The organism is Phycisphaeraceae bacterium (assembly GCA_019636735.1).
Classification (GTDB): Bacteria; Planctomycetota; Phycisphaerae; order Phycisphaerales; family SM1A02; genus VGXK01.
In genome coordinates this window covers 27,767-40,963 of the sequence record JAHBWY010000003.1, presented here as the reverse complement: position 1 = coordinate 40,963, position 13,197 = coordinate 27,767, and the positions used below count along the sequence as shown (strand labels likewise).

Here is a 13,197-nt window from a genome sequence, read left to right as displayed (position 1 = left end):
GTCAAAGGACCGGGGCCTCTTTTCTTGACTCGCCCCTTCGCTCGCCGCTGTGTCGAGGGAGTTCGCTCATGGCCACGAACCGCATGCGTCGCTCAGATCCAGCTCGAATCGACCGGCCATTCAGTCCGTGGCTCTCGACGGCGATGGCGCTCGCGGCGGCGACGATGGCCGCGGCGACATCGACCGGGGTCTCGAAGGGGGTGGCGGGACCAGAGCCAGTGGCCGGAGCCGCACGAGCGGTTCTGGCGGCGTCCCTCAACGATGCGATGCAGTCGCCCGATCATCTCCTCTCCGCATTCCGCGCGTGGAACGAAGTGGACCTGCACCTGCCGCCCGATGGGAGCGGCGCCTTCAGCGTGGCAGTGGCCAACGACGGGCGTGCGTTCACCCTCGATCTCGAACGCTTCTCGCTTCGGGCGCAGCGCTTCGAGCTGCTTGTTCCCATCGTGGAGGGCGGATTGCAGGAGTTCGCCGCGCCCGCGCCTCGGACTTATCGAGGCGTGGTGCGAGGAGTTTCCGGGTCGCTCGTCGCCGCCACACTTCGGAACGGCCTGCTCCGGGCCACCATTCACCTTCCAGATGAGGTGCTCGTCATCGAGCCGATGGAGCAGCTTGCCCCTGACCTCGACACCACCACCCCCGATGGCCGCCCCAAGCATGTGCTCTACGCGAGTCGCGACCTGCGAGCGGCGCCGGGCCTGTGCGGAAGCGATCTGCTCGACCATCCCGAGGCGCCGTCATCACCGGGCTCCGAGGGCGGCCTTGCGGCCGGCGGCGACCCGCCCCTGATCGCGATCACCGAGATCGCCTTCGATCTCGACTACGACTTCTTCCAGATCAATGGAAGCTCTCTCGAAGCGGCGCTCCTTGACCTTGAGGCGGTGATGAACACGACGGACCTCATCTTCAGGCGCGATGCCGGGATCGGGTTCGTGATCACCGCCACGCTGGTCCGCACCAGCCCCGAGGTGGACTACACCGAGCAGGAAATCTATGCGCGCCTTTGCGCGTTTCGATCGCAGTGGAATGAGCCGCCGCTCAAGAACATCCGCCGCGACCTCGTGCATCACCTGGCCGGCTTCAACTTCCCAGGCAGCATCATCGGCCTCGCATGGCGACCCGGCATGTGCAACCTGGTGTGGAATGACACCGCCACCTGTCCCGCCGGCGGACTCGACAGCATCGGCTATGGGCTAAGCGAGACCTTCTACCAGGGACCGGCGACGGCCCTCTTCCGTCGAGTTGGATTGACGGCGCACGAGATCGGTCACAACTGGAACGCGCAGCACTGCAACGGGCAGGGCGCCGACAACTGCAACATCATGTGTTCGATCATCAACGGGTGCGGCGGACTGAGTGGCGACAACCTCAAGTTCAATCCATGGAATGTCAACCAGATGGTCTCCCTTGCGGCGTCCATCTCCTGTGCGCCGCCGGTCGAATTCAACACCATCGCTTCGACGGGCGGACAGCGGCGGACCTGGGTCGATGGCGCACTCGTGCATCTCGGGTGGCCCGTCGGTCATGTCGCGCCGACCGCGCCGCTACGCCGCTTCGCCGCGCCGTTCACCGTGCCAGAGCCTCCCGCCGGCCGCGCGTGGGCGCTTCGGCGCATCGTCGGCACGGGCTTCGTGACGCCCGCCGATGGGTTCACACCAGGCGTGGTCCAATCGCTCGGCTGGTCGATCTTCAAGCGCCAGCCGGGCAATCCCGCGCCGGTCGCGGGCGACCTTGTCGCCTCGGGCCTTGTGGCGCTGCCCATCCCCTATCACGAGTCGCCCGATGAACGAGGCACCTCGGCATGGCCCATCGACCTTGCGACGGCCCTGCCGCTTCCGCCGGGCGACTACTACCTCTCACTGCATGGGGACAACGGTTCACCCGAAGCGCCCGCGGCGTGGTCGTGGATGACCTACGGACCGAGCGGGCAGGCGCTCTCTCAGGGCGACCTTGTGCACGCGTGGCGCTCGGACACCGGCGTCTTCACCCTCTTCGCCCCGACGAATCTCGCCGTGCAGGATGGCGACTCGCCAGACACCGTCCTCTCGCATGCGTTCACTCTCGAAGGCACGCTCACCGAGGCACCATGCCCCGCTGATACGAACGGCGACGGAGTCGTGGATGGCTCGGACCTTGCGCTCCTTCTTGGAAGCTGGGGCCCCTGCGCGGAGTGCGCTGGCGACCTCGACGGCAATGGCGCCATCGATGGCGCGGACATCGCGATCCTGCTCGGCGTGTGGGGGCCATGCGGCAGGTAGTCAACGGATCGACGAGATCGCTTGAGCGGCGAACCGACGAGCAGCTCGGTGTGATCCGCGCGCTCGGGAGTTGAGCCGATGGGCAGCCCGCTGGTCGGAAGGTTCATGGAGAAGGCGGCGGAGCGTCAAGAGCGCAGGTCGCGTGCGATCGAAGGCCCGGCAGAGCTTGCGGAGCGCCGAGCGTGCGGGCCGCGTGCGGTCCACGGTCAGCGGACCGAGGGCACCTGCGTGACCTCGGTGAGCCCTCTCATGACGGCGGGCACTTCCTGCATGTCGCCGTTCGGCCAGCGCACCCGGATGGTGGCCGATGCGCTCTTGCCAAGGCCGAAGGTCAGCGGCAGTTCATTCGCCGTCAGGTAGCTCCGAGACGGCTGCACCCACTGCACCTGCGTGCCTGCATCGGAAATGCACTCGACCCGCGCACCGATCGCATCGCGATTGGGTGGCGAGCCGCGAAGTCGCACACGGGTGAAGGCGTTGCCGAGGGCCTGGTCATTTCGCAGCAGCAGAACGGCCCCCTGTGGCTGCGTGATGAGCAGGTCGATGTCGCCGTCGCCATCGATGTCCGCCGCCGCGAGCGCGCGGCCCACGACCGGGCGCGCGAGATCGCCGATCTTCTCCGGGGGAATCTCGACGAAGAGACGCGGCGCTTTCGCACCGGCGTTCCAGAATGCCTGCGCCCGCTGTGCATAGGCCTGGCTCGCCTGGATGGACTCGATCTGATCCTCGATGTGCCCGTTCGCCGTCACCAGATCGGGTCGGCCATCAAGGTCAAGGTCGAGAAAGAGCGTGCCGAACGAGAGCGAAAGGCGCGTCGGCGCCCCGACTCCTTCGACCAGCGCATCATCGGAGAAGTTCAATCGCCCACCGCGCGTCATGTAGAGCGAGTGAGGTTCATTGGCGAAGTTGCCGACCGCGATGCCGATCTCATCGGCGGTGCGAAGGCGCGCCGCGTCGACACCCATGGCGCCGGTCGAGGCGCCGGCGCGGTCGAAGGCCACCCCCGCAGCGGTGCCGATCTCGCGGAAGCGCCCCCCGCCGAGGTTCTCAAAGAGAAAGTTCGCCGTCCGATCATTCGCCACGAAGAGATCGAGGCGACCATCGTTGTTGAAGTCCTCGGCGAGGAGACCGAGGGTCTTCCCCACCGCAACGCCGGTCGACGGGTTCACAACATGAAGCCCCGCCTCGGCGCTGACCTCGGTGAATCGCCCCGCGCCATCGTTGCGCCAGAGCGAGAGCTGAGTTCCCTCGAACCCCAGCGGCGGGCCGTAGGCGCGGTTCACTCCGTCGAGACGGTAATCGACCTTGAAGTCGATCTCCGGCGACCAGACCACATAGTGCGCGACCAGCAGATCGAGGTGACCGTCGCCATCGGCGTCGAGGAACATCGCCGTCGTGCTCCACCCCTGATCGCGAATGCCGGATTCCTCGGTGATGTCACGAAATCGCACCTTGGAGTTGCCCGGCACCGTCTCGTTGCGGAAGAGGATGACTCCCTCCGTCGTCGTGATCGCCAGCTCGGGAAGGCCGTCACCGTCGAGGTCGGCCGCCGCGAACCCCATGCCCTGGCGTGGCGCCTCAAGCCCGGTGTCCACTGCGAGCGTGAAGTTCCCCCGACCGTCGTTGAGGTAGATCACCGTGCCGCGCCCCCGGCGTGCGCCGTCCGGCGCATCGGGCCACGCGTCGCCGTCAACCAGCACAAGGTCCGGATGCCCGTTCCCGTTCACATCGACGAAGCCCGCGCCGCCACCGAGCGTCTCGGGGAGGAGCTTGCGTCCATCGGCGCCACTGATCCGATCGAAGTCGATTCCGGCACTGCGCGTGATATCGGTGAAGGGAATCGATGGCACGGCTTCGGGCGGCGCGGCGGGCGTCGCCTGCACTGGTGCGGCGACGGGCTCGCTCGAACCCGTAGTCACCGCCGCCCGCGGCCTGGTGGCGAACCAGATGCCGCTCACGACCAGCGCCACGATCGTGACGACCGCGAGACTGCGCCAGAAGACGCGACCGATGATCGCGTCATCCACCGGAACATGCTCTTCGTCGTGCGGCGCGGGTGCGCTCATCGAGCCGCCTGCTCCGGGACGGGGCTTACTGACTCCGGCAGTTCATAGGCCCCGGGCCGCTGGAGGTCATAAATGACGATGGCCTCGGCAGCATGATTCGCAGCCGGATAGCGAAGCCGCGCCGCGGTCACCGCGTGATCTCGCGCGTTGTCATCCACCTTGTATCGGGCATGATGGGCGAGGGCACGCTCCGCCGAGCGCTCGTCACCGAGTTCCTGTTCGGCTCGTGCCAGGATGTACCAGGTCGCCGATCGCTCGGGATCCATCCGCAGGGCCCGTTCGCAGAGCGAGCGCGCTTCAAGCAGATCCGCCTCGGCGGCATCGCGATCTCCGCTCCGGGCGATCGTGCGGCGCGCCCGCTCAATGAGCACATCGGCGAGTTCCGCCAGCACGCGATCATCAAGCGAGAAGTCGAAGCCCCGCTCGTGCGCGAGTGCGAAGTCGTTGGCGAGAATGCGCCGGAAGCTCTCGATGGCCGCGTCGAGCTCGCCGTTCTGACGGTTGGCGATACCGGTGAACCAAGCCACGCTCCATGGATAGGCCGGCGGGTCATGGCTTGCGGCCCGCGCGAGTGACTCGACCGCGTCGTTCACACGACCCTCGGCCAGTTGCACGCGAGCGAGGCCGAGCGGACCTTCGGGGCGCCCGAGCCGCTCGACCTGAGCAAAGGCATGCTCCGCCTGGCGGAACTCGCCCTTCCCGCCCGGCCGGTCGGAGGTGCGCAGAAGCCCGATGGCGTAGTCGTACCAGCGCTGCCACAGGGGGAAACCCGCCGCAGCGCCGGGTGGCTCCTGCCCTGTCACCGCGACCGCTCCACCGGCGATCGGGAAGGTGATCTCATCGGTCGCGAGCGTCATGATCGGGAGGTCGTTGCGCGTGTCGGGGCCGTAGACATGCCTGAGGTAGGTCAGGTCGAACTTGCGGTAGCGGAGCGCCGCCTTCACCGTGATCGACGAGCGGACATCATCGGGCACGCGGAAGCGAAGGTGTGTCACATCGCCGGCCCCGGGCGGGACCTGATTGTTGTAGAGCGGAATGAAGATGTGTTCGGGGTTGCGGCGGTCGATCCTGTACCCGTCGCGATCGAGCAGGAAGATGTTGTAGAAGCGCGTCCACGGATCGAGGCCTCCGGCCGCATCCATGCCGCCCATGCGCCCGATCACCTGGCCGTCGGCGAGCACCGTGACATCAAGATAGACCTCGTTGCTGTCGGCGGTGCCCTGCGTGAACTCGTGGCCGATGCGCACGGTGCGCACGACCGCATCGAGCATGTACTCCTGCCCCGCCACGAGTGCGGGAACCTCTGGACGCAATGGCGCGTGCAGGGCGCCATCGAGCGTGCCGCCCTCGCGCAGGGCCACCAGGTCGAGCCTCATCACGCCCTTGTTGAACTCCTTGTGGGCGCGGATGACCGCCTCGTGATCACTCATGCCCGCGAGGATCGGGATTGCCGTGTTGGCGCTTGGGAACATGTGATCGCGGACGGTGAGCGTGCCGCTGGCATCACGCACCTTGGCGCCGAAGTCACTGCTCGCCACGGTGGGCATGTGGCAGGAGTTGCAATCCGTCTGCGGCTCATTCGGGTAGTACCACGAGAGGATGCCTCGACCGCTCACGCCGGAGAGGCGCCAACTGTCGTAGTGATTCTGGCCGCGTAGCCACTTGTAATCATTGAGTTCTTCCGGCAGGAAGACCTTGTGGCAGGTGGAGCAGAACTCGGCGCTGCGGTGAATCTCGGGCTTCAGGAAGGTCCGCTTGTGGAAGGCCGGCTTCGCCTTGATGAGCTGCTGGCTCACCCACTTCAGGAAGGGATTGCCGCTTCGCTCGAATGGATAGGGCTCGGGCTCGGAGATGGTGTAGTCCGCATTGCCCCGTACGCCATTGATGGAGGTGATCGAGTGGCAGACGGTGCAGGAGATGCTCGCCTTGCCGATCGGGTCGCTCGCGACATCGTAATGGGGATCATCCCACTTCGGATCCTCGAACATGCCCGAGAAGAAGGGCACGGGATCGTGACAGCCTGCGCAGAAGCGGGCGTCCTGCACATGGCCGTCCTTCTCAAACGCATGTTCGCGCGTCTTCCTCACGCTGAAGGTGTAGAGCGGATTGTTGAAGCTCGAGAAGGCGTGCACGCTGTGCGACCACTGGCGATGAATGTCCGCGTGGCAGGAGATGCAGTCGTCGGAGTTGTTCAGGATCTCCGCAGGAATGAAGTTGCCCGTGGCCGTGCGCGCAAGCGACGGCTCGAAGTACGCCGCGCCAGCCGCCGGACCGGGTCGATGGACCGTGGGATTCCAAAGATGGAAGAGCACCATGCCCCCGGCGAAGGCTGCGGCCACGGCGCTCCAGCGGGCACCCACGGCCCACTTGATGCGCCGACCGGCGAGGCGATGCAGAACAAAGAGCCACGCCGCCATCAATGGCAGCAGCACATGCAGCCAGTAGACGATCTCGCGCGTGGTGGGGTGCTTGAGGTCCACGGTGACGCCGCGAATGTCCACGCGCGTGAGCGCAATCCCCGTGACGAGCACACCGAGCGCGACTGCGAAGAGCGCATAGCCCGCGCGAATCGCTCGCTTGTTCGGGCGATTCCTCGCGTTGGCGATGTGGATGATCCCGAAGACCACCACGGGCACAACGATCGCCAGCCCGAGCACCAGGTGGAGCAGGAACATCCACAGGTAGAAGGCGTTCTCGAAGTGCCGCGCGTCGTAGCCCCCCGCCGCCATCGCGGCCGAGCCAGCGGCATAGCCCGTGGCCGCCCAGCTCATGAAGGTCACCGCCGCCAGATAGACGCTGTTCACGCACAGAAGCGCGAACAGACCGAGCACGATCCGCAGGACCCATGCCAGCTTTGGGCCGACGGCGGGGACATACCTGCGAGTCGCCATGGGGTAAGGATAGCCCCAACACGCCGATTCTGGAAGCGCACTCCGTGATGACCTTCGATGATGAAACGGCCTTCAGCGGCCGCCCGCGAGGCGCGTGTTCCATCGCTGATGAAGCGCATCGCGACGCACGCGCGCGGCCTCATCAAGGCCCTCGGGTTCAGGCAACGGTTCGAGCGTGGCGCCGTCGCGCGTGTAGCGGTCCATGTCCTTGCACCATCCGTCGAGTTCCAGGATGAACACCAGTGTCAGGGCGTCTTCCGCGCCGTGCTCCTCGTGTGCGATGACGAGATCATCGAACTCACTCGCTCCCGCCGAGGCCGCTCCATTCGCCGCCGACGATCGGCCCGACGGCTGGGGCGAATCATGCGATCGCGAAGAACCGGTTGAAAGCGCCGAGAGCGAAGCCAGTGGTGCCGCGTCGAAGCGCAGCCTGATCTCCTCGCCGGGACCGAACATGGCGAGGGCGCCATCGGCCCCTTCGAGCAACGGCGTGCAGTCGCCGAACGCGGTGTACAGGCCGGGCTGCGTGCGGCAATCCCAGAGTGGCCGCCGATCGTCGTAGTCATAGAGCGGGCGCTTCTGCGGAAGGTCGAGCTTCCGCGGGTAGCCGCACTCGGCGACCTCGGCGCTGCGGAGTGGAAGATCGATGCGCTCCGCCTGCGGACAGGGCTCGATCCACGCGACACGCAGGTGATCGATGAAGAGCTCAACCGAGGTCCGCAAGCGGAGCGCGACGCACCCGACAGGCAAGGGTGCAATGCCCTTGCCGCTGAGGGGCAGCAGGCACTCGCGCGTCATGCCCGCGGGGAAGCCGACCTCTTCGATGAGTGTGACCCAGGCCCCGCTTACGGGGTCAAGGGCGTCGATCGAGACCGCCTTCGGCGTCGCCTCCTCCTGCCACATGGCGAAGCTCGTCTGGCTGTAGGGGTACTCAACCCACCCTTCGATCAGCAGGACAGGAGTTCCAGCATGCGCATCGATCGCCTGCGGGAAGTGGAGCGTGAGCGATCCGATGTCCTCGAGGCGCCCGAGGAAGCGAGCGTGCGCGTGCCCGAACTCAGCGGCCACTCGATCGATGTCGCGCAGCGCCTCGGCGGCCGACCAGCGCCGTCCATCGACGCTCACTTCAATCCCTTCAGCCGCTGATGGTGTCATCGAGTGTCGATAGAAGAGCGCTTCACCACTCGGCTCGGGTCCGTGAATGGCCATGCGCTCATCGAGAGCGAGCGACCAGCCCTCGGGCACGCGCCACGCATGAAGCCGCGCGGCGTCGAGGTAGCACGCCTCTTCCATCGGCTCGGTCAGGCGGAGTTCGAAGACACCATCCTTGACCGCGAGGGCGGTGTGGAGGCGAATGCTCTCACGAGGTCGCGATGGCGCGTAGATGGGCTTGAGCCGGCCATCCTCGAGCCGCTGCACGCCGACGAGGTAACCGATGCCGCCGACGCCAATTGCATCGGTCTCAAAGACGAAGCGCTCTCCATCCCACGCGAAGATGACCGGACAACTCGAGATCTGCCGCTGTGCTTCCGAAATGACATGCACGCGGCCTGGGGCAAGGGCCATCTCCGATTGCGTCACACCATCGGGCCAATCCATGAAGAGGGCGTCGATCTGCGCAGCCTTTCCAATGCCGATGAGGGTCGGCATGATGCCCTGCCCCGGGCCACCGCCGGCGGGCAGCACCCAGCCACCGCCCCAGCGAAAGCCGGCGCGACTCGCCCAGCGCGTGCCGATGCCGTGCGTGTTGCTGCGCATCGACTGCGATGGATCGACGCGTCCCCGGAAGTCGACGGCCACGAAAGAGCCCGTCGGAGTCCCCTCGGGGGCGAGCGCCACCGGAACATGCACGCGCCGAGTCGCCTCGCCCCACTCGACGATGACAGGTGCGGTGAAGGGCGCGAGCGCCGCGATGCGCCGATCGCTTCCGGCACTCGTGGGGACTCTGAGGCGCTGGCGGAGAGCACCTGCGCCACCCCACTCCATCTCGGTCAGGACGACGGAAGTGTCCGTGAACACCACCACCTCCGACTGTCCCGAGCCGAGCAGATCGGTGAGGGCGATCTCACTTTCGTCAATCGTGCCCGGGAGTGTGAGCGACGCCACCTCGGCCCACGCGCCCTGTGCCGAGCCTGCGCCGGGCGCGAAGAGCACTGCTTCAACTCCATCGGTGTGCTCGCGAAGAAGCGCGATGAGGGCGCGACCGTCACTCCCCCGCTCACCACTGGCCACGCGTCGGGCACGGGAGCGCTCGATGGGTGCGAAGGCTGAATCGCGACGCCATGACCAGAAGCGATCGTTGAGCCAGACCTCCGCACCGTCGGGGCCGCAGAAGAGAAGATCGATGAGCGAATCACCAGTGAAGTCACCGGCCACAACTCGCTCGGCGTGGCTGAGAGCGGGCTTGAATCCGCTGCTGGCCTCGAGCATCTCAAAGCCCTTCTCTCCGCGGTTCATCGCAATGATCGGCGGTTGATCGCGCAGCGCGAGAACCAGGTCAAGGTCACCGTCGTGATCGAGATCGACCCAGATCGCGTCGGCGGCGCTGGGCCACTCCGCAATGCGCTCGGCAGCGCCATCGGCGGTGAGTCGCAGGAGCACCGACTCGGCTCCGGTCACGACCAGCGCTTCAAGGCGCCCGTCGAGGTTCACATCTCCGAACGCGACGAACTCGGCCCCGGCCATTGAAGCGAACAACCCATCCTCGACGAGCACGAATGTGCCATCGGCGCGCCCCTTGAGGATGGCGCTCCCCCGGCCACCATCGCGGGCGCCGGCGATGAAGAGATCCGTGACTCCGTCACCATCGAGGTCGACGGCCGTCGGCACGCCTCGGCCAAGTGCGGCGACGCCATCCACACTGGCAAGATCGAGCGCAGGCTGCGCTCTCGGCGCCAGCGCTGCGCCCGCTTCGGGAAGAAGCGTTCCGAACTCGGGCGCGATCGCGAGGAGCAGCGCCTCAATGGCCGCACGCTCTCGCGCGAGATCGCCCGACGCGGTCGGTGGCCCCGATTCCGGGTCGGGCCTGCGCCGATCGCCGTCGAGGGGAATCGCCTCGCTCAGCGGCCCCATCCGCGTGTACTTGAACTCGGTGAGGCGCGATCGGGGATTGTCCTCGAGTTCGAGGAAGGCCTTGAGCGCCGCGTCGGCTTCCTCGTCGCGGCCGTCGCGAGCCAGAAGTCGCTGCGCCCCGAGAAGCGCCGATCGCTGGAAGGGGTCGAGGCGCGATGCCTGTAGATAGCGATCGAGCGCCGTCGCCCGATCGCCAAGCATCTCATGGGCTTGCGCCACCTGATAGAGGACGGCGCCATCACCGGGAATTGCAACCGCCGCGAGCTCGAAGAAGGGCAGCGCTCGCTCGGGTTGACCGAGATAAGCGTGGCCAAGTCCGAGGCAGTACGCCGCTCGAAGAGCGAGCACATCATCGGTGGGCACCATAAGGAGCTCCTCAAGGAGCCCGATGGCCCTCTCCTGCGCTCCCGGTTCGCTCTGGTTCAGAATGGCGATCGCACGATTGAGCGCCGCCACATGCTTCGCGTGGTTGACCGCCTCGGTGCAGCCGGGCGCCGCACGGAGCCGCGCGTCCAGTGTCGATGCCCGATCGAGAGCCTCGAGGGCACCCGAGAAGATGCGCTCGGCCTGAGAGAACTCGAACTGGCTCATGAGGCCAAGACCACGCTCGATGAGCACTCCTGCGGCGGCGAGCGGCACACACGCGCCGACAGGCTCGTCCTGTGCCACTCGCGGCGGCTGCCTGAGGGCGTTCGTTGTCGTCACTGGTTCAATTGGTCGCGCCGGAGCTTCGGCTGCCCCCGATCTCGGCGACTCTGCGGGTTCGAAGGGAGTCACGGGATCGACGGGCTCCGCGGGTTCAACCGGTTCGACGGTCGCCACTCTCCCGCCGCTCGCCTTCGTCGCCAGTTCATCCATCGCCTCGGAGAAGCGCTCGGTCATCTCCTGTGCAGCCAGCGAGAGGGTCAGCTCCTGTGCAAGCTGCTCCGCTCGTGCCGCAGACGCCGTGGCCCGCGCACGCTCACGAACCTGATTCATGATGACCACGATGCCACCGGCCACCAGGGCACCGATGAGGATCATCACGGCAATCATGACCACGACGCCCCACTCACCACTGCCACGAGGTCCGGCGGAGCGACCGCGCGGGTGATGGCGAAGCGCTCCTCGAACCGCGCCGGCGCGAGGCGCGTTCACCCCATCGGTCGCCATTCCCATGTCGCTGTCCCGGCCGCGAGGCTGGCGGGGGCCTGGCGCGCGCGCCTCGGCCGAGTCGCTGCCCCCAGATCGTTGTGGCACGCTCATGGCAGACGCTCCTTCGCTTCTCGAATCCGCGCTTCGATCGAGGCGATGTCGATCTCGCTCTTCCCCTCTGCGTGCCCGCGCGCAAGCCATGGGCGCGAGAGATAGGTGAACGCTTCGCTCCGCAGGTGGGCGCGCATGTCGTGACCGCGCCGCCTCGTTCGCTCTGCGCGAAGTTGGGCGAGGTCGATCGGTGCCACCACCACCTTCTCGCCGGGCCCCGGGTCGGCCTGCGCGAGGATCCGACCATCGAAGTCAACCACCATGCTGCCGCCCGGCCAACTGAAGGGCGGGTAGCCCGCCATCGACGCGCCTTGATTGGCGGCCACGACGAAGAGCGTGTTCTCCGCGGCGCGGGCGCGATTGAAGAGCGTCCACCAGTCAAGTGGCGCCGTTGCGCCCCATGGGTCCATGTAGGCGCTGACGCGGATCGCGACCTCGCAGCCATCAAAGGCGAGTTGCCTGATCGTCTCCGGAAAGAGCCAGTCGTAACAGATGGCGCAGCCGAGGCGGCCGATCTCCGTCTCGATCACCGGCAGGATCGGCTCCGTGTAGCCGGGCAGATCGTGGGGGCTCGCGTGAACCTCCCAGGGAATCCACGGGTTCAGCTTGCGATAGCGACTGAGCACTCCGCCCGGTCCCACGAGCAGCGTCGTGTTGAAGAGGCACTCGGGCCATGCAGGGTCGCGCTCGATGAAGGAGCCCGTCTGCATGAAGCACCCGTGGCGCTGACAGAAGGCCACATAGCGATCGACATGCTCATTGGGCAGTTCGACCGCGAGGTGCTCGCGCAGCTCCTTGACCGTCAGATAGACCGGTGCCGCGTGGGCGAACTCCGGGAAGACAAGCAGGCGCACATCAAAGAAGGGTTCATAGCCCCCGATCGTCTGCTCCGCCATTTCGAGCATGCGCGTGACACGGTCAGCGATCTCCGATCGATCGCGGGGATTCTCGAAAGAAGTTTGGATGGCCGCGGCGTGGTATCGCATGGGCAGTGGTCGCGCCCGAGGGCGCCCGCCCCGGATGCATCGGAGCCTAATTCAGTTCGTCGAGCCAGGCCTGCTGGATGGCCTCGAGAATGCGCTCGTTGCATGGATGACCGGGCTGCTCCTCGAACATGGGCAGCGAAACCACCAGCGCCTTCAGGCGCGGAAACGCGATGGTCATCGGATCGATGTCGGGGTGCCGCTCGGCCAACTCTTCGCCGAGCCGCTCCACATCGAGCCAATGGAGGCGCTCCGACTGGGACATCAGTGCGGCACTTCCTTGATGGCGTTGCGATTCCACGCGGGCACGCGCACGATGATCGGTCCCTTGCCCTTCAACTCGCACTGGCAGGCAAGCCGGCTGTTGCGCTGAATGGCCGGAGCCTCTTCAACGCGATCTTCCTCCGCCTCGGTCGCCTCAGTGAGGTCCTTCATGCCCTCCTCGATGTAGACATGGCAGGTTGAGCAGGCGCAGACCCCACCGCAGGCGTGCTCGATGTTAATGCCATGATCGAGCGCGATCTCGAGAAGCGACTCCCCCTCGCCACCCATCAGCGACCACTCCGTCTGCTCGGTGTTCGTCAGACCCGCAGGGTCCTCAAGAATGAACTTGACCGGAACGATGGGCGGGCCGTGCTCATGGTCGTCATTGCGTCGGAAGTGCATGGCGGACAAAAGCTCC

Annotated in this window: 7 protein-coding genes; 1 reads left to right on the top strand and 6 read right to left on the bottom strand. The window is 66.5% G+C overall.

The features are described 5' to 3' along the window. Positions 1-68 precede the first annotated feature (68 nt). The gene (locus KF724_04280) at positions 69-2,258 is read left to right on the top strand and encodes a hypothetical protein (protein MBX3354896.1); all 2,190 of its coding nucleotides are present in this window, start codon (positions 69-71) and stop codon (positions 2,256-2,258) included. Between the two features lie 206 nt (positions 2,259-2,464). Here KF724_04280 and KF724_04275 read toward each other — a convergent pair whose 3' ends face one another. The 6 genes from KF724_04275 to KF724_04250 all read right to left on the bottom strand — a co-directional run bounded on the left by KF724_04275 (position 2,465) and on the right by KF724_04250 (position 13,181). Further along, the gene (locus tag KF724_04275; GenBank protein ID MBX3354895.1) at positions 2,465-4,324 is read right to left on the bottom strand and encodes a CRTAC1 family protein; all 1,860 of its coding nucleotides are present in this window, start codon (positions 4,322-4,324) and stop codon (positions 2,465-2,467) included. After that, positions 4,321-7,215 carry a hypothetical protein gene (locus tag KF724_04270; GenBank protein MBX3354894.1) on the bottom strand — a complete coding sequence of 965 codons (2,895 nt, stop codon included), beginning with the start codon at positions 7,213-7,215 and terminating at the stop codon, positions 4,321-4,323. The genes KF724_04275 and KF724_04270 overlap by 4 nt, the downstream gene beginning before the upstream one ends. Before the next feature lie 72 nt (positions 7,216-7,287). Continuing rightward, positions 7,288-11,532, bottom strand: a complete 4,245-nt coding sequence (locus tag KF724_04265; protein ID MBX3354893.1) for a VCBS repeat-containing protein — start codon at positions 11,530-11,532, stop codon at positions 7,288-7,290. After that, positions 11,529-12,518, bottom strand: coding sequence for a hypothetical protein (locus KF724_04260; protein MBX3354892.1), 990 nt, complete (start codon positions 12,516-12,518; stop codon positions 11,529-11,531). The genes KF724_04265 and KF724_04260 overlap by 4 nt, the downstream gene beginning before the upstream one ends. A gap of 46 nt (positions 12,519-12,564) precedes the next feature. Continuing rightward, entirely contained in the window at positions 12,565-12,780 is a 216-nt protein-coding gene (gene iscX / locus KF724_04255; protein MBX3354891.1) for a Fe-S cluster assembly protein IscX, read from the bottom strand. Continuing rightward, complete coding sequence (locus KF724_04250) at positions 12,780-13,181, bottom strand: 2Fe-2S iron-sulfur cluster binding domain-containing protein (GenBank protein ID MBX3354890.1); 402 nt, start codon at positions 13,179-13,181, stop codon at positions 12,780-12,782. Before KF724_04250 ends, iscX begins: the two co-directional genes overlap by 1 nt. Positions 13,182-13,197 lie beyond the last annotated feature (16 nt).